Origin of the sequence: Niallia sp. FSL W8-0635 (assembly GCF_038007965.1) — a bacterium.
GTDB lineage: Bacteria > Bacillota > Bacilli > Bacillales > Cytobacillaceae > Niallia.
The window spans coordinates 4,646,226-4,667,138 of record NZ_JBBOYD010000001.1 but is presented as its reverse complement, the minus strand read 5'-3'; the positions used below and the strand labels follow the sequence as shown (position 1 = coordinate 4,667,138).

The window sequence follows — 20,913 nt, the reverse complement described above, 5'->3', positions numbered from 1 at the left end:
TTAGTATATTTCGCTGGAATGGCTACTTATGCTAACGAATCTTTTTTGAGTGTTTTTTTTAGAAATAATGTACATTCTTTTTACATTAATTTAAAACTCCCCAAGCATGGTGATGGTAAAGTAAGAATAACTTATAAATAGCTAGCAAAAAGGGAGTGGAGATCTTGAAAATTGCTATTTTTTCAGACACTTATTTTCCTCAAGTGAACGGTGTTGCACAGACATTAAGGAGACTTAGTAACCATCTTGACAAAAAGCAAATAACCTACCAAGTATATTCTCCAGAAAATAAATCTTCTACTACATACCCAAACATCAACCAATTTCCTAGCCTTCCATTTTTCCTTTATCCAGAGTGTCGAACCGTAATTACCAACCCCAAAAAAATTGAGAATAATTTAAAGCAATTTAAACCAGATCTTATCCATTTAGCGACACCCTATATGATGGGGTTATATGGGCTATTTGCTGCGAAAAAATTAAATATTCCGGTTGTATCTTCTTATCACACCAATTTTGATCAATATCTTAAATACTATCATGCCTCCTTACTAGAACCATTTTTATGGAAATATTTAAAATGGTTCCATCAATCAACAGAAAAAATATTTGTTCCAAGCAAAGAGACGCAGAAGAAATTAGAATCATTAAATTTTAGCGATTTAAAAGTTTGGGGAAGAGGGATTGATTCCGATCTTTTTAAGCCAAATACGGATGCCAAAGAGCAAATTAAAAAGAAATTTCATATCCGTGAAAAGTATATTTTATTGTTTGTAGGTAGATTGGCCCCTGAAAAGGATTTAGATACATTAAATAAGATTGTTGATAAATTGCCTTCTAATATAAAGGATTCTGTCCATTGGCTAATAGTTGGAGATGGGCCAAGCAAGGAAATGTGGGAAGAAAAGGAAAAAAAACAAAATAATATGACACTGACTGGTTATATAAAAGGGGATGAATTGGCAAGGATATATGCAGGAGCTGATCTTTTCGTTTTCCCTTCCTATACAGAAACTTTTGGTAATGTTGTATTAGAAGCAATGGCTTGTGGGACCCCGGCGATTGTTGCTAATGAGGGTGGCGTAAAAGACTTTGTGATAGATAATGTAAATGGAAGAATATGTGAAAAGAGAAATGCTGAAAGTTTTATTGTAGCGATTAGTGAGTTGTTAGGTAATGAAAAAATGAGATTAGGTATGGGGAGAGAAGCGAGGGGTTATGCTTTAACTCAATCATGGAATTCTATTTTTGATGGGCTATTAAGTGATTATTATGAAGTAATACAATCTAGTCAAAAGCTCAATAAAAAATATGCTTAAAAGAGAGAGTATCTATTCTTTATTTGAATGAAAATATAAAAGGACAGAAGCTATTTTTAGTACATTGCTATTTATAATAAAGTATGCTATACTTTTACATTGTGAGTAATGTATAGTTGCTCCTTGCCCAATAACGGGCCGTCTAGACCAAAAGGAGGTGAAAGTGATGAAAAAGTACGAAATTATGTACATCATCCGTCCAAACATTGAAGATGAGGCTAAGAAAACTCTTGTTGAGCGTTTCAATGCTATTCTTACAGATAATGGTGCGGAATTAGCAGAATCAAAAGAATGGGGTAAACGTCGCCTTGCATATGAAATCAATGATTTCCGCGATGGTTACTATCAATTAGTAAAAGTTAACGCTGCGCCTGTAGCGGTTGAAGAATTCACTCGTTTAGCTAAGATCAGCGAAGATATCATTCGCCACATCGTAGTTAAAGATGAAGCAAAATAATATATAAATAATGTTTCACGTGAAACATTGAAAATGGAAGGGAGTTGAAACTGATGATGAATCGGGTAGTTCTTGTTGGCCGTTTAACTAAGGATCCGGAGTTGCGTTATACACCAAGTGGAGTTGCTGTTGCATCTTTCACTCTTGCAGTTAACCGTACGTTTACTAATCAGCAAGGCGAAAGAGAAGCAGACTTCATTAACTGTGTTATTTGGAGAAAACCAGCAGAAAACGTTGCTAACTTCTTGAAAAAAGGAAGTTTAGCAGGTGTCGATGGTCGTATTCAAACGCGTAGCTATGATGGACAAGACGGAAAACGTGTATATGTAACCGAAGTATTAGCGGAAAGTGTTCAGTTCTTAGAACCTAGAAACAGCTCTGCTAATAATAGAAGTGACAACATGAATTATGGTGCTCCAAGAGAACAAGATAATCCTTTTGGTGGATCAAATAATTATCAGAATCAGCGACCTCAAACAAATAGAAATAATCAGGATTACACAAAAGTGGATGAAGATCCGTTTGCAAATAGCGGTCAAATCGATATTTCAGATGATGATTTACCATTTTAAACAGTAATTTTGATGATTAAAAAAGGAGGTTAATCTCATGGCAATGGGTGGACGCAGAGGTGGCCGTGCTAAGCGCCGTAAAGTATGTTACTTTACTGCTAACGGTATCACTAAAATCGATTATAAAGATGTAGATTTACTTAAAAAATTCATCTCAGAACGCGGTAAAATTTTACCTCGTCGTGTAACTGGTACAAGCGCTAAATACCAACGTAAATTAACGATTGCTATTAAACGTGCACGTACTATGGCTTTACTACCATACGTAAGTGGAGAATAATTAGCCTATAAAAAACCCTATTAGACTTTTGTTTAATAGGGTTTTTATATTATATAAGTAAAAAAATTCTATCATGTATAAAAGTTATCTATACAATTCCTTACCTACATTATCGTTTGAAATTGTTTTCTTTTTTGTACAAAATAAGGCATATTATTGTCTACTTTATTATTTATGATTAGCCCTTCTATGAATCTTGATTGAAGAAGTGCCGAAATGATAGTAAAATACTATGTAAAGATGTAAACCTTTTCTTAAGAAACCAAAGAGAGATAGCCCTTTTTATATTTTAATTTAGTTTTATGGGGTATAATAGTATCAAGTTTAATGAATACATAATAAGGATTATTTGAAAATCTCATGAGTTTTAGGAGGAGAAAAATTGCCTACTTTTTTAGAGAAAGGATCCATACGGTATCCATTAATATGTTTAATCGGTATTACCATTATCATGCTTGGAATCCTCTCTTTTTATAACTGGTTATTTTCCTTAATTGGGTTAGTCCTTTTTATTACTCCTTTTTATTTCATCTTACGAATAGATAGTCGTCAAAGAAAAGAAACAGAGGAGTATATAACCACACTTTCTTACCGCGTTAAAAAAGTGGGGGAAGAGGCACTAATGGAAATGCCAATAGGAATCATGCTTATAAATGATGATTATTATATTGAATGGACAAATCCCTTTTTAGCATCTTGTTTTACAGAGGATACACTTGTTGGAAGGTCTTTATATGATGTCTCTCCTTCGATTATTCCTTTAATTAAGCAAGAGGTAGAAACGGAAATCGTTACATTGCATGAAAGAAAATTTCGCGTTATTCATAAAGTGGAAGAGCGTTTATTATATTTCTTCGATGTTACAGAACAAACAGAAATTGAGAAGCTTTATGAAGATGAACGCACTGCAATTGCAATTATCTTTTTAGATAATTATGATGATTTAACACAAGGGATGGACGACCAGACAAGAAGTAGTATAAATAATAGTGTTACTGCAATTTTAAATAAATGGGCTACAGATAATGGCGTCCTATTAAAACGAATATCTTCTGATCGGTTCATCGCTATTTTTAATGAACATATTCTTCAAAACCTGGAAAAAGGGAAATTTACGATATTAGATGATGTTCGGGAATTAACTACAAAGCAGAATGTTCCTTTAACACTTAGTATTGGAGTAGGGGCTGGTGTATCCTCCTTACCTGAGCTAGGGAATATTGCACAATCAAGTCTTGATTTAGCCTTAGGAAGAGGCGGAGATCAAGTGGCAATCAAGCAGCAAAATGGTAAAGTGAAATTCTATGGTGGAAAAACCAATCCAGTAGAAAAACGAACAAGAGTTAGGGCAAGAGTGATTTCTCATGCTTTAAAGGAATTAGTTTTAGATAGTGATAAAGTTATTATAATGGGGCATAAAAATCCGGATATGGATGCTATTGGTGCGGCGATTGGAATTCATAAAGTAGCGCAGATGAACCAAAAAGAAGCCTATATTGTCATTAACTTTCAGGAAATCGATACTGCTGTTAGAAGGCTGATTGAAGAAATTAAAAAGCAAGAGTCCTTATTTACGAAATTTATTACGCCTGATCAAGCTTTAGAGATGGCAACAGGAGATACGTTGCTAGTAGTAGTAGATACACACAAGCCTTCTTTAGTGATTGAAGAGCATTTATTGAATAAAATAGAGGATGTAGTAGTAATTGACCATCACCGACGTGGTGAGGATTTTATCGAAAATCCGTTACTCGTCTATATGGAACCATATGCTTCCTCAACAGCTGAACTTGTAACCGAATTATTAGAATATCAACCGAAAAATGTTAAAATTGAAATGTTAGAAGCAACAGCCTTATTAGCTGGAATTATTGTCGATACGAAAAGCTTTACCTTACGAACAGGAGCTCGAACCTTTGATGCCGCCTCCTATTTGAGAGGACAGGGAGCAGACACAGTACTTGTTCAAAAGTTTCTAAAAGAGGACATTGAAAACTATGTTAAAAGAGCGAAAATTATTGAAAATGTTCAATTTTATAAAGAGGGTATTGCAATAGCGACGGCTAAGGAGGAAGAAATAGTAGATAGTGTTTTAATTGCTCAAACTGCAGATACATTATTAACAATGGATGGAATCAATGCCTCCTTTGTAATAGCGCCTAGAGGAGAAACTATGATTGGAATAAGTGCTCGTTCTTTAGGGGAAATCAATGTTCAAATCATAATGGAAAGCCTACATGGTGGAGGACATTTAACAAATGCAGCTACACAACTCTCAAATATGCCAATGGAAGAAGTAGAGGCTAGATTAAAGTTAGCAATTGATGAGTATTTTGAAGGGAGAAGAAGAGAATGAAAGTTATTTTTCTGAAAGATGTAAAAGGTAAAGGGAAAAAAGGAGAAGTTAAAAACGTTGCAGATGGCTATGCACATAACTTTCTTTTAAAGCAAGGATTGGCTGTAGAAGCAAATTCATCTGCAGTTAGCACGTTAAATGCTCAAAAGAAAAAAGAAGAGAAGCAAGCGATTGAAGAGCTAAATAAAGCAAAAGAATTAAAAGAAAAGCTAGAAAAAGTAACAGTTGAATTGCATGCAAAATCTGGTGAAGGTGGCAGATTGTTTGGTTCTATTACAAGTAAGCAAATTGCCGATGAATTAAATAAAAAGCACCAAATTAAGATTGATAAAAGAAAAATCGAATTAAATGATGCAATTCGTTCATTAGGAGTAACAAAGGTTCCTGTTAAGCTTCACCATGAAGTTTCAGCTACATTAAATGTGCATGTGAAGGAATTAAGCTAATATTGGAAGTTCCATTTATCTCTAAACATGTTAAAATAGAATAAGCGTAAGAAAATGTGATACAGGTTTAGCTGGTCACATTTTTTTGTTTGACTGTTTTTTACAAAGATGAAGATAAATATTAATTGGCTTTATAAATAAGAAAAATATACTTTTTTAATAGGGAAATTGGTAAGAAGAGAAAAGGAACAACTGTTACAAAATACCTTTCTTTAAGGGAAGATCTTTTTGTATAATAGATTGTTGCTTTTTTTAATCTAGGCTATGTTTTTTATCATATCCTCTCATTTTAAGGAGGTTTTATAGATTGAGTGAAATTTTAAATGATCGAATGCCCCCACAGAATATTGAGGCAGAGCAAGCTGTACTCGGGGCCATATTCCTTGAACCACAAAGCTTGACATTAGCATCTGAGATACTTATACCTGAAGATTTTTATAGAGGCGCACATCAAAGAATATATACAACAATGCTTAAATTGAATGACGAAGGTAAAGCAGTCGATTTAATTACAGTAACAGCAGAATTAGCAGCAACTAATAATTTAGAGGATACTGGTGGAGTTAGCTATTTAAGTGAGCTAGCTGCTTCGGTACCGACTGCTGCCAATATAGAATATTATGCGAAAATTGTAGAAGAAAAGTCATTGCTTCGCCGGTTAATTCGAACAGCGACGAATATTGCTCAAGATGGATATTCACGTGAAGATGAAGTGGAAGCTTTATTAAGTGAAGCAGAAAAGAATATTTTAGAAGTAGCGCAACGAAAAAATGCAGGGGCATTTCATAATATTAAAGATGTCCTTGTTCGAACATACGATAATATTGAAGAAATGCATAATCGTAAAGGGGATATCACAGGGATTGCAACAGGGTTTGCTGAGCTGGATAAAATGACGGCAGGTTTCCAGCGAAATGACTTAATTATCGTTGGAGCAAGACCATCAGTTGGTAAAACAGCTTTTGCCTTAAATATCGCTCAGAATGTTGCTGTAAAAACAGGCGAAAATGTAGCGATCTTTAGTTTGGAGATGGGGGCAGAGCAGCTTGTAATGCGTATGCTTTGTGCAGAAGGAAATATAGATGCCCAGCGTCTACGTACAGGATCGTTGACAGATGAGGACTGGGGAAAGCTAACGATGGCAATGGGAAGCTTGTCCAATGCAGGTATTTTCATTGATGATACACCAGGAGTAAAGATTACAGATATAAGAGCAAAATGTCGTCGTCTAAAGCAGGAACACGGCTTAGGAATGATATTAATTGATTACCTACAGCTAATCTTGGGAAGCGGCCGTGCAGGTGAAAATAGACAGCAAGAGGTATCAGAAATCTCTCGTTCCTTAAAACAGCTCGCACGTGAGCTTCAAGTGCCTGTAATTGCCTTATCCCAGTTATCACGTGGCGTAGAACAAAGACAAGATAAGCGTCCTATGATGTCTGATATCAGGGAATCAGGAAGTATTGAGCAGGATGCGGATATTGTAGCCTTCTTGTACCGTGATGATTACTATGACAAGGAATCGGAAAGCAAGAATATTATCGAAATCATTATTGCGAAGCAGCGTAATGGTCCAACTGGAACCGTGCAGCTAGCCTTTGTAAAAGAATATAATAAATTCGTTAATCTTGAACGGCGTTTTGAGGATGGCGCGATGCCAACAGGGGCCTAATAAAAAAAGATTAGTAGACTACAATCTACTAATCTTTTTTTATATTTTTTTTAGATGAATAAAAGCCTTAGTCTGAGTAAATACTACTATTTTAACTGCTTTTATTTATCTGTTTTTACGAACATAACATTAATTAAATAAAAAGATTGTTCGTGTTTTGTTGACTTTTATGTTAAAAAGTTGGTAAAATAGGAATGTTTGATTAAGGATATAATAAAAGATATAGAAACCTGTGGAGGTGCTCTAGGATATGTCATCAGTAGTGGTGGTAGGAACGCAGTGGGGAGACGAAGGAAAAGGTAAAATTACCGATTTCCTATCTGAAAATGCAGAAGTGATTGCACGTTATCAAGGCGGTAACAATGCAGGACATACAATTAAGTTTAATGGTGAAACATATAAATTACACTTAATTCCATCTGGGATATTTTATAAAGAAAAAATTAGTGTTGTTGGAAACGGTATGGTTGTGGATCCAAAAGCAATCCTTACGGAATTAAAATACTTACATGATCGTAATATCAATACAAATAATCTACGAATTAGCAATCGTGCTCACGTTATTCTTCCTTATCATTTGAAATTAGATGAAGTGGAAGAAGAAAGCAAAGGCGCTAACAAAATTGGGACAACGAAAAAAGGTATTGGCCCAGCTTATATGGATAAAGCTGCACGTATTGGTATCCGTATTGCTGATTTATTAGATAGAGAAGTATTCGAAGAAAAACTTGCAAGAAACTTAGTGGAAAAAAATCGTCTGTTAGAGCGCATTTATGAAACAGAAGGCTTTAAATTAGAGGATATTTTAAATGAGTATTATGAATATGGTCAACAAATTAAGCAATACGTTTGTGACACTTCTGTTGTCTTAAATGATGCATTAGATGAGGGCCGTAGAGTTCTTTTTGAAGGTGCTCAAGGGGTAATGCTTGATATTGACCAAGGTACTTATCCGTTTGTTACTTCTTCTAATCCAGTAGCTGGAGGCGTAACAATAGGTTCTGGTGTAGGTCCAACTAAGATTAAACATGTTGTGGGTGTATCAAAAGCCTATACATCTAGAGTTGGGGATGGACCATTCCCAACAGAATTAAATGATGAAATTGGAAATCAAATTAGAGAAGTTGGTCGTGAATATGGAACAACAACTGGTAGACCACGTCGTGTTGGCTGGTTTGACAGTGTAGTAGTTCGTCATGCACGTCGTGTTAGTGGTATCACAGATCTTTCTCTAAATTCCATTGACGTATTAACAGGAATTGAAACGTTAAAAATTTGTGTTGCTTATAAATACAAAGGGGAAGTAATGGAAGAGTTCCCAGCAAGCCTAAAAGTACTAGCAGAATGTGAGCCAGTATATGAAGAGCTACCAGGCTGGACAGAAGATATCACTAGCTGTAAAACATTAAGCGAGCTTCCTGCAAATGCTCGTCATTATTTAGAAAGAGTTTCACAGTTGACTGGGATTCCATTATCTATGTTCTCTGTTGGGCCAGATCGTACACAAACAAATGTTATACACAGCCCTTGGAGACAAATCTAACATGAAAACAAAGGTCGTTCTAAAGATATAGAACGACCTTTGCTTTTTCCAAATAGATAGATGAGAATCGAGAAGACTGACACTTTCGTTTTGAATAAGTGAATATAGGGGATTATTAATTTATTCGTAGAGTCTGTTGCTTAGTAGGAGAGAAATCGTATGGTTTTGGGTTCTTAAATATACTCTGTAAAAAACACCTTGTTTTTAAAAGGAAAGGTACTTTTAAGTAAATAAAAATTATTTTTAAAAAAAGTTTTAAAAAAGTATTGCTTTTTATTTTGGTTATATGCTAATATAAAAAGCGTCGCAAATGACAAAAATTAAAGAGACAAACTCATAATATATGAGCCATTAGCTCAGTCGGTAGAGCATCTGACTTTTAATCAGAGGGTCGGAGGTTCGAATCCTCCATGGCTCACCATTATAAAGGCCCATTGGTCAAGCGGTTAAGACACCGCCCTTTCACGGCGGTAACACGGGTTCGAATCCCGTATGGGTCATAATATCTCTATAATAGGTATTAATAGTATAAAATGGTCCGGTAGTTCAGTTGGTTAGAATGCCTGCCTGTCACGCAGGAGGTCGCGGGTTCGAGTCCCGTCCGGACCGCCATTTTTTCTTCCTATGCATTTGCATATTTACTATATATTTATCTAATACATAATGAAGACAAGTAAATAACGACCTTTGCTTAAAAAGTTAGAGCTAAGCATTTGTCACTATAGTTTGGCTCAGTAGCTCAGTCGGTAGAGCAAAGGACTGAAAATCCTTGTGTCGGCGGTTCGATTCCGTCCTGAGCCACCTTTATCATAACAACAACTAATGTTCGTTGTTTTTTTTATGCCTAAATTATTTCCCCGCAAATAAACTACCAAGAATCTTGTCTATTACAAAATTCCGCACAATATGAAAATAATACAACATTTTTATTACAATATAATAGCAAAACCTCTTTCCCATCAAAAGTATGTTAAAGTAAATGTATATGCCTTCTTCATTATGATCTTTATAAAGGATATGAAGTGAATTAGTAGAAATGGAAGGATTTATTTTACTGCTTAGAGAAGAAATAGAGGCTAATAGACAAAAAAAGGACAAGGTAATCCAATTCTATGAAGAAGGGATCGCCTTGCCAAAATTAAGGGAAAATGAAACTCATATATATAGACGATTATCTAGTATAAAAGGTTTCAAAATTTAATTACTGGTTCTGTATTTTTTTCTAGAGGTAAATAAGGTTCTGGTAGCTTTCTATATGAATGAGGGCATATGTAGTGGCTTTAGCATAGATTGAACATGAACACGATAAATGAGGTTAACTAAGAGTTGAAATGACAACAATAATGGAAAATAGTACCCCTCTCTTGATAGAGGGATTTTTTCATCCTGTATGAAAGCAATGATGCAGTGGGCTCATAGAGAAAAGCTTCACTGTCTTTTTTATTTGGGGTTATTTTAATGGTGGTAAAGGTTAGTCACAATAGATAGTAGTCATTTAGCTTCAAATAAAGATGCTAATGATGCTAACGGTTAATACGGGGTTAAACTAATAATAGAAAAAAAGTGATTATATAAATTTAAAATGGTAAAGTAGACAGTAGAAGTAAACAATAAAAGTAAGGATATAACAATAGATAAACTTTGATAGAAGGAGATATCTGAATGAATAAAAAGATCTTAGTTGTAGATGATGAAAAACCAATTGCAGATATTCTGCAATTTAATTTAAAGAAAGAAGGCTTTGAAGTATATTGTGCCTATGATGGGAATGAGGCTTTAGAAAAAGTGGAAGAAATTCAGCCTGATTTAGTATTGCTTGATATTATGCTTCCGCAAAGGGATGGCATGGAAGTATGTAGGGAAGTCAGAAAGAAATATGAGATGCCGATAATTATGCTAACAGCAAAGGATTCGGAAATAGATAAGGTATTAGGCTTAGAATTGGGTGCAGATGATTATGTAACGAAGCCTTTTAGTACAAGAGAGTTAATTGCACGTGTAAAAGCAAATCTTAGACGCCATCAACAAGTTTCTTCTGCTGCAGAGGAGGAGAAAGAAACGAATGAAATTGAAGTTGGTTCCCTTATTATTCACCCAGATGCTTATATCGTTTCGAAAAGAGGAGAAATGATTGAACTGACTCATCGTGAGTTCGAATTACTTTATTATTTAGCAAAACATATAGGACAAGTTATGACTAGAGAGCACTTGCTTCAAACAGTATGGGGCTATGATTACTATGGCGATGTGCGAACAGTGGATGTAACGGTAAGAAGATTAAGAGAGAAAATTGAAGATAACCCTAGTCACCCAACTTGGATTGTGACAAGAAGAGGCGTTGGCTACTACTTAAGAAATCCTGAGCAGGAGTAAATTTATTAATGAAAAAAGTAAGTTTTTTTCGTTCTATTCATTTGAAGCTTGTATTAGTTATTGTTTTGCTTATTCTCATTTCTATTCAGATTATTGGGGTCTATTTTGTAAAGACATTGCAGACAACGTTATTAGATAGTTTTAAAATTTCGATCCAAGAAAAAGTAAATATTTTATCTATTTATTTAGAAGAGCAGCTCGTAAAGGAAAGATTTGTTGAAAATGGTGATTTAACGTTAGAGGAAGATATAAAAAGAATTCTAAGTGATAATAATTCTTCTGATATTAAGGAAATTAGAGTTGTAAATAGTAATGGCATTATAGTCGGAACTTCTGATCCAGAGAACCAACATTTGGTTGGTCAGAAAATGGTTGATAATACGGTTAGGAGAATTCTATCAAATTCTTCACAGCCAGATAATCCAATCAAGCAGAAAAATGGGGAAAAAATCTATGAGCTGATTACTCCTATAAAAACAAATGGGGATGAAATAGTCGGAGCCATATATTTAGAGGGTAAGATTGAAAATGTATATAAACAAATTGATAAGATTAATCAAATCTTTCAAAAAGGAACCATTATCACATTAGTTGTGACTGCTATATTAGGAGTATTATTAGCAAGAACCATTACAAAGCCAATTTCGGATATGCAAAAGCATGCCTTTGCTTTATCAAAGGGGAATTTCTCGAGAAAGGTTAAAGTGTATGGATTTGATGAAATTGGGCAGTTGGCGATTACTTTTAATAACTTAACAAAGAAACTCCAAGAATCACAGGCCACAACAGAGAGTGAAAGAAGAAAACTATCCTCCGTATTAGCCTATATGACAGATGGAGTAATTGCTACAGACAGAAAAGGGCGAATTATACTTATTAACGAGCCAGCTGCAAAGATGCTAGATGTTTCACGTGAAACAGTACTATCTGAGCCAATTATTAATCTCCTTGATTTAAATGGAAAATATACATTTGATGAGCTATTAGAGGAGAGAGAATCGGTTATTTTGGATTATAGCACGCATTATGATCCATATATTTTACGGGCTAATTTCTCGGTTATCCAAAAAGAGACCGGGTTTGTTAATGGTTTGATTACCGTACTGCATGATATTACGGAACAGGAAAAAATTGATATGGAAAGAAAAGAGTTTGTAGCGAATGTTTCCCATGAATTGCGTACGCCATTAACTACGATGCGCAGTTATGTAGAAGCCTTATATGATGGAGCTTGGAAAGATGAAGAATTGGCTCCAAAGTTCCTTAATGTCACGCAAAATGAAACAGAGCGAATGATACGCCTTGTGAATGATTTATTACAGCTTTCCAAATTAGATAGCCGAGATTATCAGTTAAATAAAGAGCTTGTTGATTTCATCGTTTTTTATAATCGAATAATTGATCGTTTTGAATTGACGAAACAACAAAATGTTAGCTTTATAAGAAAATTGCCAAAGAAAGCAGCCTTTGTGGAAATTGATGAAGATAAATTGACACAAGTACTAGATAATATTATTTCCAATGCAATGAAGTACTCTCCTGAAGGTGGAAACATCACTTTTTCTATTAAGGAACAGGAGCAGCAAATTATTGTAAGTGTATCGGATAATGGTGTCGGTATACCAAAAGAAAATATTGATAAAATATTTGATCGTTTCTACCGTGTTGATAAAGCGAGAACGCGTAAGCTAGGTGGAACAGGACTTGGCCTTGCCATTGCAAAAGAAATGGTAGAAGCACATGGGGGAAGAATTTGGGCATCCAGTAAAGAAGGAAAAGGAACAAAAATATCTTTTACCCTACCATATATTCAATCTGAAGAGGATGATTGGGGATGAAATATGAGAGTGTAAAAAGCGGTATATTAGTCTTTCTTGTTGCATTAAGTGTGTTACTATACTATCTCCTATGGACAGATCAAGGTGGAGAATTTGATTCCATTGATAGTGGATCTACCACAGCCCAAGAGGAATTAGGGGATAGAAAGGAAGTAAGTGAAGTTATAAAACCAGACGAAATTTACCAACACATGGACGGGAAGCATTATGGTACAATTTCAATAAATGAAGTAGACACGATTATCGATAAGCTTAAAGAGTTCGAGTATGATGATTTAAAGAATGTAACTTCTAGTGTTAATAGTGTAGCTGATTTTTTAGAGGAACAGAATAATAGTCTAGAAATAAGATTTCCTGGTCAAGTTCCTTTTCGTATTTATAAAGATATTTTAAGAATTGATCAAGATAATTCCTTTGATTTTGATACAATTTTGTTTTCTTATAAGGATGGAAGTGTATATTTTCTTTCTAAAGAAACAGGAAAAGTATATGAAACATCAATAAGGTCGAATTATGTAGAGAAACTTAATCAATTTAAAGAAAATGTCTACAAGGAAAAAACAGTGTATTCCACTTATTTTTCATATAAACCAAATGACCAGTATTTAATTTACTTACCTAATGAGAAGAAGGAAGTGAATAAATACAAATATTTTACGAGACAAATTGAGTCTCCCCGCTTGAAAAGAGCCCTATTTACTAATCCTAGTATTGCTCAAAAAGAAATTCTAACGAATTGGGAAGAGTATACAGATGATGCGGGATTATTACGAATATATAAGGATACCCATATTGTTAGCTTCTTTAAACCTTCAGGGATTTCTAATGAAATGAATCAAAAGCATATTATTAATAATAGTATTGAGTTGATTAATCAACGAGGTGGCTGGATTAATGACTATCTCTATGTGGGACGAGATGAGGATAGAAAGATAACATTTCGATTATATAATACAAATGGAATGCCTGTATTTAATCTGAAAACGGAATTATCCGATATTCGATTGTATTGGGAAAATAATAAGGCAAAGCGTCTGTTAACTAGTAATTTAATTATTATTAATACAACTACTCCATTTGATTTTTCAAAAGAAATAGTTTCATCTGGAGAAGAGGTTTTACAATATCTACAAAATAATAAAAAACTAAAGACAGAAAAACTCCAGAATATTGTGATTGGATATGATATGAAAGTCGATTCTCAGAACATCGTTTCTTTACAGCCAACCTGGTTTTACCAATATGATAATAAATGGTATACCTTATATTCGGAAGGAACAGGAGGCAACTTAGATGGACTGGAGTAAAATAAAGACCATATTTATTATTGCCTTCTTGTTATTGGATGTATATTTAATTTATGAATATATAAAGATCAAGGAATACCAGCGTGCTGATGAGTATTCAACAGAGCCTACAACCAAAACGCTTTCGCGATTAGATATCCAATATGATAAAGAAAAGCTGCCAGTCAATAATCAAAAGGATCAATACTTATCAGCAAAATCGAAGAAATTTACGGATGATGAGATCAAGGAGCTGGAAAAGGGACTATTAAGTGGTCAAGAAATTACGGTTAGAGACAGTATATATCTTCAGGCAGTACTAGTTGAGCCAATTAGTATTAAGGAGGAGTTTAACCCAGAGGATTTAACAGAATTTCTGTTTAATCAAGTACTTAATGGTGCAGAGTATCGCTTCTGGGAAAAGAAGGGGAACACCATTAAATACTATCAGCAGTATGCAGGAAAGACACTGTATCGTAATCCAAAGGGTGAGCTTACCTTTAATGTAAATGAGGAGAACAAAATTGTATCCTATAACCAGACGTATTTGGAAAACATTAAAGAAATGGATAAAGAAGAGCCCATTACACAGCCTCTAAGGGTTATTCTTAACTTATTTACAAATAATTTCATCGAAAGTGATTCGTATGTAAGTTATGTAGAATTAGGCTATTATACACAGCTGGATACGTCTGCACAGTTGCTAGCTCCAACTTGGAAAGTAACTGTGAACGAGGAAGATTTCTATGTCAATGCATTGGACGGGGAAGTTATTCAACCAGAAACAGAAACAGAGGAAATGAAAGTGGAGTGAGAGAAAATGCGTTTTAGTGTTCTCGCAAGTGGCAGTACAGGAAATGCCATTTTTGTTGAATCAGGAGAACATTCTTTTTTAGTCGATGCTGGATTAAGCGGAAAGCAAATGGAAGGCTTATTTCAAGGCATTGAACGAAAGATGAGTGATTTAACAGGCATATTAGTGACACATGAGCATAGTGACCATATTAAAGGGGTAGGAATTGTCGCAAGAAAATATAAATTGCCTATTTATGCGAATGAAAAAACGTGGACGGCTATGAATCATTTGATTGGAGAAATTCCGACAGAGCAGAAATTTCAGTTTGATATGGAAACAGTAAAAACATTCGGTAATTTATCAATTGAATCCTTTGGGGTATCCCATGATGCTGCAGAGCCAATGTTTTATGTATTCCATGAAGGACAGAAAAAGCTCGTTCTTATCACAGATACCGGCTATGTTAGCGATCGAATGAAAGGGATTATTTCCAATGCGGATTCATATGTATTTGAAAGCAATCATGATGTGCAGATGCTACGGATGGGAAAATATCCATGGAATATTAAAAGACGTATTTTAAGCGATGTCGGGCATGTATGTAATGAGGATGCGGCGATTGCAATGAGTGAAGTAATTGGAAATCGTACAAAGCATATTTATCTTGCTCACTTAAGTTTAGATAATAATATGAAGGATTTAGCAAGAATGTCAGTTGGACAGACGTTAGAAAGTCGTGGAATAGGCTTAGGCGAACAAGTAAATCTATTTGACACGGATCCTCGAATACCGACAAAGCTAATGGCGATATAGAAGAATAAAAAAAGCGGATATTATGAAGGTATTCGCTTTTTTTGATGGAAAAACAAAGGAATGCTACAAGGGCTTTGGGGAATCATATAGAGAAAACTTCTTTAAGTATTTCGTTTGTTTTTTTTAAAAAAAGGAAAAATAATAAGGGGTATGTTAGGAAGTATTTAGATAAATGTCTTAGAAAGGATTGAAGCTTGTGGAATATGATTATGGGACTCGGGGAGATGGGTCAAAGAAAAGGTCGCGAAAGGGCTATTTCTTCTCTGGATTTATCGGTGCTATTATAGGTGCAGTACTTGTGTTATTACTTAGTCCACGCTTAACTGATTTAGCAATTCTTCCGAGTAAAGAGGAGAATGGAAGCATTGTAAGTAATTCAGAAGGGATAAAAACACAGAATGTCTCTTTGAATGTGGAAACGGATGTGACAAAGGCTGTTGATAAAGCAGCCGATTCGGTTGTCGGAATTACCAATTTGCAGTCCTCTAATTTCTGGGCAGATGAAACGACGGCAGAAGAAGCGGGAACAGGATCAGGTGTTATTTATAAAAAAAGTGGCGGAAAAGCATATATTGTCACAAATAATCATGTTGTGCAAGGCGCAACGGAGCTTGAGGTCACTTTATCAAATGGAAAGAAAATTAGTGCCGAGTTAATTGGTGCTGATATTTGGACGGATTTGGCAGTTGTTGAAGTAGATTCTAGTGAAATTACAAAGGTAGCCGAATTTGGAAATTCAGACACGTTAAAAGCGGGTGAGCCTGTCATTGCGATTGGGAATCCATTAGGGCTAACATTCTCCGGATCTGTCACACAAGGAATTGTTTCAGGATTGGCTAGAACGATTCCAGTGGATATTAATGAGGATGGTACTCCTGATTGGCAATCAGAGGTTATTCAAACAGATGCCGCTATTAACCCTGGGAATAGTGGGGGAGCCCTAGTTAATATTGAAGGTCAGCTTATCGGCATCAACAGTATGAAGATTGCTGAATCTGCTGTAGAAGGGATTGGTCTTGCCATTCCAATTAATTCGGCCATTCCAATCATTGAGGATTTAGAAAAACACGGTGAAGTACAGAGACCATATATGGGAGTTGAGTTACAGTCAGTTAGCGATATTCCTGGGTACTATCAGCAGGAAGCATTAAAGCTACCGGAGGATATCACTAAAGGTGTAGCAATTAAAGATGTTTCGCCAAATTCACCAGCTCAAAAAGCAGGATTAAAAGAGCTAGATGTTATTGTTGAACTAGATGGCAAAGAAATAGTGGACTTAATTGATTTAAGAAAGCATTTATATAATGAAAAGAAAATTGGAGATTCCATGAAAGTAAAATATTATCGCAATGGAAAGCTAGAAACAGCAGAGCTTACTTTATCGGAAGATCAAATGTAAGGAAGGAAAGTAGAGCAGAACTTTTTTGGGGTTCTACTCTACTTTTTTTAAATTCATTTTTTTCATAAAGAGGAAAAGTTTTTTTCAAAAAATAACGAACTGGTTTGTGGATAAGATCTTATTGGAAAAAGTAAATGAATTTTGTTAGAGTGGTTGCAGTTTTTGGACAGAATGTTAAGATGGAGTGTGGATAACTATTTAAAAAGTATAGAAAAAATATTATCCACAATTATTTTTTGAAAAATGAAAAAAGCAATTGCTAAAAGGAGAAGGAAGAATGATTTATAGTTGTGCTGAACACGTTGATATAGCAATAGATTCCATCGTTAATGAGTATGAAACATTTCCGATTTTGGAACAAATTTCAGACGAAGAAAAGTTATCAACAACCTGTGAATATTGTAAAAATAGTGCCATATATATGGTGGCGAACAAGTGATTCCATACTATATGTGGAGCAAAAATGTGGATATGTGGATAACTTATGTGGATATCTTGTTTGTAAAGTGAGGAAATCATGTGAATATCTCAATTGTTACAGTAGGAAAATTAAAAGAAAAATACTTAAAGCTTGGAATCGAAGAATATACAAAAAGGCTTTCAAGCTATTCTAAAATAGAAATTATTGAAGTTCCAGACGAAAAAGCACCAGAAGTCTTAAGTGAAGCAGAGATGCTGCAAGTAAAGAAAAAAGAAGGCGAACGAATCCTTGCCAAAGTCTCAGTTGATGCACATGTTATCGCCCTAGCTATTGAGGGCAAGCAAAAGTCCTCAGAGGAGTTAGCTGATACCATTGATAAGTTGGGTACATATGGGAAGAGTAAGGTTACTTTTATTATCGGAGGATCACTAGGATTGAGTGACGAAGTACTGAAAAGGGCGGATGAAAAGCTTTCGTTTAGCAAGATGACGTTTCCTCATCAGTTGATGAGATTGATTTTGGTGGAGCAGGTTTATCGGGCTTTTCGGATTAATAGGGGGGAACCGTATCATAAATAGAGGCAAAAAAAGTTGAAGATAGGGCGGATATTTGCCACTAGAAGCAGGGATAGGAGGTGTTGATAAGCCTTCTTTTTCTGTTTCTAAATAGAGCATGTGGATAAGTGTAAACGTATTTGAAAGGTTAACTTCCGTAAAATCAAATTCAAATTCAACTTTATCAATTTGACGTAGATGATCATTTGTCCGTCCAACAGTGATCTGTTTAACCAACTGCTGTAGCAATTGCTTTTGTTTATCTCTAGTAGAGGACTTATAAACTTCTACAAATTTTTCTAATAGAAGATGTACCAACTCTGGAGGAATAACTTTTGTATCAGATTTACTTATTTCCGTTATTAAGTTATTCCTCTTTTGATCAATTGCACTCTTTTCAATAGCAACTTGCTGTAAACGTTCTTGCAAAACCGTAACAGGAAAAAGATTTTGTTCAAATGCTTCTAGATATCTATTGAGAGCCCCCCATTTTCTTGAGAGGTCTGCCTCTTCTACATCTCTTTAGAAAATTATAAAAAAGATTATTGACATGTGAGCGGTTACATGGTAAATTTTATCTGTACTTAAATTTCCTTAAAGAACTTGGGGAAACATTACTTCAATATTTATATCTATTAAAATAGAATATAGAAAAAATTGGACTTGTTACTCTTCGGGAGGCATTACCCAAAGCTTATTTAACTATAAATAGGCTTTGGGTTTTTTTTATGGAAATTTATGTATGCATTTAGAACATGAACCGTTAGAAAGCGCGCACTAATAGTTCATTATACTTAGGTTTTAATGGGGGTTCGATATGGAGCAACAAACAAAAAGTTATGTTCGCAGTGACTCCTCGGAAATTGTCGAAGATTGACAGAGAGTGTAACTACGAGGATTAGCTAAACTGAAATAGCAGCTAATTTATTCTAAAATGTCTATTCGGAAAATATTTTTTTGTAAAATCTGAGAAAAGAAAACAATCCTAAATAGGCGTTTTTACAGTCGCTATATTTATTAAACAATAATCGCAAACTTATACGTTATGGACTGTGTAACATTTATGTGAAACAAGATTTTTTGGGGAGTCACTGTAACTGTGAAATCACGACCTTGAATTCTTCAGGAACAATGATTAATTCGTCTTATAACCAAAGACTATTCCGCCTAAAAAGTGACCTTCATTTGCCTTTTTTCCCCATGCCAGAAGATGTTCTCATATTGATAAATTCACGAGTTCTGCGACTAAAGCTAACACATGTACAAGAATTTTTGCAGAAGGATCTTCTGTATTAACATTGTCAGCGATTGATATAAGGTGTTTGTCCAATGAGTTTAGTCGTTTCATAATATATAAAGTATCTAGGGTATCTTGTGAAATTAGGTCTTGTTTGAAAATAATAATGTAGTCTACATCATCTTTTGAACTAAGTACATTATTGTGCATATCCTTAAATCCATCTCTACCTTCTAATGATTTAGCTGATTTAAGGTCATCAGTATATATTTCAACTAACTCAATATCATTTAATTCACAGTATATCTCTATTTCTTCAATTTGTTTTTCAATTGATGTGTTATCAATGTATTTGTTAGGACTTTTTTTACATAGCCATAAGCTCTTTTTCTATTTTTGCGAATCTTATTTCTCTTCTTTTTTTTATTTCTTCTCATTAATAATCACTCTCCCACTTAGAACTTTCATTTCAATGGTTTCTGAGTTTTTAATGATTAGCTCCGAAATATAACTTAAAAAGTTCGAAGCATTAATTTTCCCCTGATCTTTCTCAATAGATAATATAGAAGCGTAATAAGTGTTATAGTCAGTGACTTTTTCTTTTCTCATATTAATGATCCTCTTTAATACACTACACTACATTACGAAAACAACCTAAAAGAAAAACAGAATTAGCTATTTAAAGGATAAGTGTGAAATTTTTGTGAAATATCAATTTATTTTACAATTTATAACAATTTATGACAAAAAGAGCTGTTATACTCGGTATTGTTTCCAAATCATAGAAATGGGAGGTTTTTTTGTGAAAAGATTTAAAAAGATTATTGCCAGTCTGCTAGTTTTATCGGTGATAATGCAAGGGAGTGTAGTAGCCTTAGCTGAGGAGGAGAGTAATTATAACGAAATTGTTCAATCGATGATTGAGAACTACGATGCCTCGGAGGAAGTGCAAGAAGAAGTAGTTAAACAGGATGATCGTTTTGTAAATGAAATGGTATTGAAACAAGAAAAAAAGAAAGAAACTCTAGAAAAATCGTTTATAGAAGCAAAAGAAAAAGGTGAGAAGTTTTATTCTGCAGATGAGATTTTAAAAGCTAAGGCGAAAGATTTTGGGATTAGTGAAGAAGACATGAATAAAATAAAACAATCAGTAATGGTACAGAAAAATGATTTTGATAGTTTGTTATTGGCATTTAAAGAACTAGGGCAGGAAAATCATCCATTATCAAAAAAGATTAAACAAGAAGCTGCACTAGAAATTCCTAAGTCTCAAATTTTTATTGATCATTCCCTCGAATCTCAAGATGGGAAAATTTCAGGTGGAGGATGGCCATATTGTCTTGATGATAATGGATATGGTTATCAAAACTTCATTACATCAGATTGTTATAAGGCTATTATAGTAGCTTTGATTTGTGCTTCAGATTCTACACTAGGTAAAATGGACAGTGATCTTAGATATTGTAAAGCGTATATAAGAAATTGTTCGTCGTTAATTGGCCATAGTAAGTATTGGCATGAACATAGTTGGTGGCAACAAATTCCTTAAGG

The 20,913-nt window shown here is 34.5% G+C and carries 19 protein-coding genes and 4 tRNA genes; 21 read left to right on the top strand and 2 right to left on the bottom strand.

Annotated elements, in window-relative coordinates; genetic code table 11:
• Positions 1 to 164 precede the first annotated feature (164 nt).
• The 20 genes from NYE52_RS22200 to rlmH all read left to right on the top strand — a co-directional run bounded on the left by NYE52_RS22200 (position 165) and on the right by rlmH (position 18,149).
• Complete coding sequence (locus tag NYE52_RS22200; protein WP_341195068.1) at positions 165 to 1,319, top strand: glycosyltransferase family 4 protein; 1,155 nt, start codon at positions 165 to 167, stop codon at positions 1,317 to 1,319.
• A 166-nt stretch (positions 1,320 to 1,485) separates the two neighbouring features.
• A complete protein-coding gene (rpsF, locus tag NYE52_RS22195) occupies positions 1,486 to 1,776 on the top strand; it encodes a 30S ribosomal protein S6 (RefSeq protein WP_341195067.1) in 291 nt (96 codons plus the stop codon).
• A gap of 53 nt (positions 1,777 to 1,829) precedes the next feature.
• Complete coding sequence (ssb, locus tag NYE52_RS22190; RefSeq protein WP_341195066.1) at positions 1,830 to 2,348, top strand: single-stranded DNA-binding protein; 519 nt, start codon at positions 1,830 to 1,832, stop codon at positions 2,346 to 2,348.
• A gap of 43 nt (positions 2,349 to 2,391) precedes the next feature.
• Positions 2,392 to 2,628, top strand: a complete 237-nt coding sequence (rpsR, locus tag NYE52_RS22185; protein WP_031535579.1) for a 30S ribosomal protein S18 — start codon at positions 2,392 to 2,394, stop codon at positions 2,626 to 2,628.
• A gap of 382 nt (positions 2,629 to 3,010) precedes the next feature.
• Positions 3,011 to 4,984, top strand: a complete 1,974-nt coding sequence (locus NYE52_RS22180) for a DHH family phosphoesterase (protein WP_341195065.1) — start codon at positions 3,011 to 3,013, stop codon at positions 4,982 to 4,984.
• Complete coding sequence (gene rplI / locus NYE52_RS22175) at positions 4,981 to 5,430, top strand: 50S ribosomal protein L9 (RefSeq protein ID WP_341195064.1); 450 nt, start codon at positions 4,981 to 4,983, stop codon at positions 5,428 to 5,430. The genes NYE52_RS22180 and rplI overlap by 4 nt, the downstream gene beginning before the upstream one ends.
• A gap of 307 nt (positions 5,431 to 5,737) precedes the next feature.
• Entirely contained in the window at positions 5,738 to 7,102 is a 1,365-nt protein-coding gene (gene dnaB, locus NYE52_RS22170) for a replicative DNA helicase (protein WP_341195063.1), read from the top strand.
• A gap of 250 nt (positions 7,103 to 7,352) precedes the next feature.
• Positions 7,353 to 8,645 (top strand): adenylosuccinate synthase, encoded by a 1,293-nt coding sequence (locus NYE52_RS22165; protein ID WP_341195062.1) that lies wholly within the window; start codon positions 7,353 to 7,355, stop codon positions 8,643 to 8,645.
• A 345-nt stretch (positions 8,646 to 8,990) separates the two neighbouring features.
• Positions 8,991 to 9,066 (top strand) — tRNA-Lys (locus NYE52_RS22160).
• A 7-nt stretch (positions 9,067 to 9,073) separates the two neighbouring features.
• Positions 9,074 to 9,145: transfer RNA gene (locus tag NYE52_RS22155), tRNA-Glu, on the top strand.
• A 35-nt stretch (positions 9,146 to 9,180) separates the two neighbouring features.
• A tRNA-Asp gene (locus NYE52_RS22150) sits at positions 9,181 to 9,257 on the top strand.
• Positions 9,258 to 9,373: 116 nt separating this feature from the next.
• Positions 9,374 to 9,446, top strand: a tRNA-Phe gene (locus tag NYE52_RS22145).
• A gap of 861 nt (positions 9,447 to 10,307) precedes the next feature.
• The gene (gene yycF, locus NYE52_RS22140) at positions 10,308 to 11,018 is read left to right on the top strand and encodes a response regulator YycF (protein ID WP_048718265.1); all 711 of its coding nucleotides are present in this window, start codon (positions 10,308 to 10,310) and stop codon (positions 11,016 to 11,018) included.
• 8 nt (positions 11,019 to 11,026) lie between these two features.
• Positions 11,027 to 12,856 (top strand): cell wall metabolism sensor histidine kinase WalK, encoded by a 1,830-nt coding sequence (gene walK, locus NYE52_RS22135; protein WP_341195061.1) that lies wholly within the window; start codon positions 11,027 to 11,029, stop codon positions 12,854 to 12,856.
• Positions 12,853 to 14,163 (top strand): YycH family regulatory protein, encoded by a 1,311-nt coding sequence (locus NYE52_RS22130; RefSeq protein WP_341195060.1) that lies wholly within the window; start codon positions 12,853 to 12,855, stop codon positions 14,161 to 14,163. The genes walK and NYE52_RS22130 overlap by 4 nt, the downstream gene beginning before the upstream one ends.
• Entirely contained in the window at positions 14,150 to 14,956 is an 807-nt protein-coding gene (locus NYE52_RS22125) for a two-component system regulatory protein YycI (RefSeq protein ID WP_341195059.1), read from the top strand. The genes NYE52_RS22130 and NYE52_RS22125 overlap by 14 nt, the downstream gene beginning before the upstream one ends.
• Positions 14,957 to 14,962: 6 nt before the next feature.
• Positions 14,963 to 15,751, top strand: a complete 789-nt coding sequence (locus NYE52_RS22120; RefSeq protein WP_341195058.1) for an MBL fold metallo-hydrolase — start codon at positions 14,963 to 14,965, stop codon at positions 15,749 to 15,751.
• A 196-nt stretch (positions 15,752 to 15,947) separates the two neighbouring features.
• Complete coding sequence (locus tag NYE52_RS22115; protein WP_341195057.1) at positions 15,948 to 17,150, top strand: S1C family serine protease; 1,203 nt, start codon at positions 15,948 to 15,950, stop codon at positions 17,148 to 17,150.
• A gap of 277 nt (positions 17,151 to 17,427) precedes the next feature.
• A complete protein-coding gene (locus NYE52_RS22110) occupies positions 17,428 to 17,589 on the top strand; it encodes a CxxH/CxxC protein (protein ID WP_341195056.1) in 162 nt (53 codons plus the stop codon).
• A gap of 80 nt (positions 17,590 to 17,669) precedes the next feature.
• Positions 17,670 to 18,149, top strand: coding sequence for a 23S rRNA (pseudouridine(1915)-N(3))-methyltransferase RlmH (gene rlmH / locus NYE52_RS22105; protein ID WP_341195055.1), 480 nt, complete (start codon positions 17,670 to 17,672; stop codon positions 18,147 to 18,149).
• A gap of 1,192 nt (positions 18,150 to 19,341) precedes the next feature.
• Here rlmH and NYE52_RS22100 read toward each other — a convergent pair.
• A complete protein-coding gene (locus NYE52_RS22100; RefSeq protein WP_341195274.1) occupies positions 19,342 to 19,668 on the bottom strand; it encodes a recombinase family protein in 327 nt (108 codons plus the stop codon).
• 117 nt (positions 19,669 to 19,785) lie between these two features.
• The gene (locus NYE52_RS22095) at positions 19,786 to 19,971 is read right to left on the bottom strand and encodes a hypothetical protein (protein ID WP_341195054.1); all 186 of its coding nucleotides are present in this window, start codon (positions 19,969 to 19,971) and stop codon (positions 19,786 to 19,788) included.
• Between the two features lie 193 nt (positions 19,972 to 20,164).
• Between NYE52_RS22095 and NYE52_RS22090 the strand changes: the two genes are divergently transcribed.
• Positions 20,165 to 20,911, top strand: coding sequence for a hypothetical protein (locus tag NYE52_RS22090; protein ID WP_341195053.1), 747 nt, complete (start codon positions 20,165 to 20,167; stop codon positions 20,909 to 20,911).
• Positions 20,912 to 20,913: the final 2 nt, after the last annotated feature.

Bases quoted from the DNA above. Each gene is read 5' to 3' on its own strand.
- NYE52_RS22130 (WP_341195060.1), top strand. From the start codon at position 12,853: ATGAAATATGAGAGTGTAAAAAGCGGTATATTAGTCTTTCTTGTTGCA.
- ssb (WP_341195066.1), top strand. From the start codon at position 1,830: ATGATGAATCGGGTAGTTCTTGTTGGCCGTTTAACTAAGGATCCGGAG.
- rpsR (WP_031535579.1), top strand. From the start codon at position 2,392: ATGGGTGGACGCAGAGGTGGCCGTGCTAAGCGCCGTAAAGTATGTTAC.
- NYE52_RS22120 (WP_341195058.1), top strand. From the start codon at position 14,963: ATGCGTTTTAGTGTTCTCGCAAGTGGCAGTACAGGAAATGCCATTTTT.
- walK (WP_341195061.1), top strand. From the start codon at position 11,027: ATGAAAAAAGTAAGTTTTTTTCGTTCTATTCATTTGAAGCTTGTATTA.
- NYE52_RS22110 (WP_341195056.1), top strand. From the start codon at position 17,428: ATGATTTATAGTTGTGCTGAACACGTTGATATAGCAATAGATTCCATC.
- NYE52_RS22125 (WP_341195059.1), top strand. From the start codon at position 14,150: ATGGACTGGAGTAAAATAAAGACCATATTTATTATTGCCTTCTTGTTA.
- NYE52_RS22165 (WP_341195062.1), top strand. From the start codon at position 7,353: ATGTCATCAGTAGTGGTGGTAGGAACGCAGTGGGGAGACGAAGGAAAA.
- NYE52_RS22095 (WP_341195054.1), bottom strand. From the start codon at position 19,971: ATGAGAAAAGAAAAAGTCACTGACTATAACACTTATTACGCTTCTATA.
- yycF (WP_048718265.1), top strand. From the start codon at position 10,308: ATGAATAAAAAGATCTTAGTTGTAGATGATGAAAAACCAATTGCAGAT.
- rplI (WP_341195064.1), top strand. From the start codon at position 4,981: ATGAAAGTTATTTTTCTGAAAGATGTAAAAGGTAAAGGGAAAAAAGGA.
- rpsF (WP_341195067.1), top strand. From the start codon at position 1,486: ATGAAAAAGTACGAAATTATGTACATCATCCGTCCAAACATTGAAGAT.